This window comes from Adlercreutzia equolifaciens, from assembly GCF_029076695.1.
In the GTDB taxonomy this organism is placed as follows: domain Bacteria; phylum Actinomycetota; class Coriobacteriia; order Coriobacteriales; family Eggerthellaceae; genus Adlercreutzia; species Adlercreutzia equolifaciens_A.
In genome coordinates this window covers 1-359 of sequence record NZ_JARFIK010000139.1, presented here as the reverse complement: position 1 = coordinate 359, position 359 = coordinate 1, and the positions used below count along the sequence as shown (strand labels likewise).

General features: G+C 30.1%; 1 protein-coding gene. It reads right to left on the bottom strand.

All coding sequences use genetic code 11. The features are described from left to right. Nucleotides 1-232, bottom strand: a 232-nt coding sequence (locus PZH32_RS11810; protein ID WP_275208448.1) for a hypothetical protein, incomplete at its 3' end; no start/stop codon positions are given. Between the last annotated feature and the right edge of the window lie 127 nt (nt 233-359).

Sequence of the window (359 nt, the reverse complement as noted above, 5' to 3'; positions counted from 1 at the left end):
CGAAAAGTTTGCGCTGTTTTTTTACTTCTGCATTCATTTCAGATTCTACGGTTTCTTTCTTTTCTTCTTTTTCCGTAATTCGATTTTGTCCGCACCCTGTAAAAACAATAAGAACTATCAATATCATCGCAATTTTCTTACATATGTAATAATTCCCCGTAAAAATTTTTTTATTTTTCAAAATATTCCTCCAATACGGTTGCATCCTTTTTAACAACATAACCACTTCCACCGATTCCTTTCTTCTAATTTTTTTGTTCCTTAAATCTTACGCTTGTAATATTTAAAAATCAAGTCTATTTTCAGGAATTGTATACTCCAGATTCACCATCTTTATGTGCGATATATCCTATTTTATT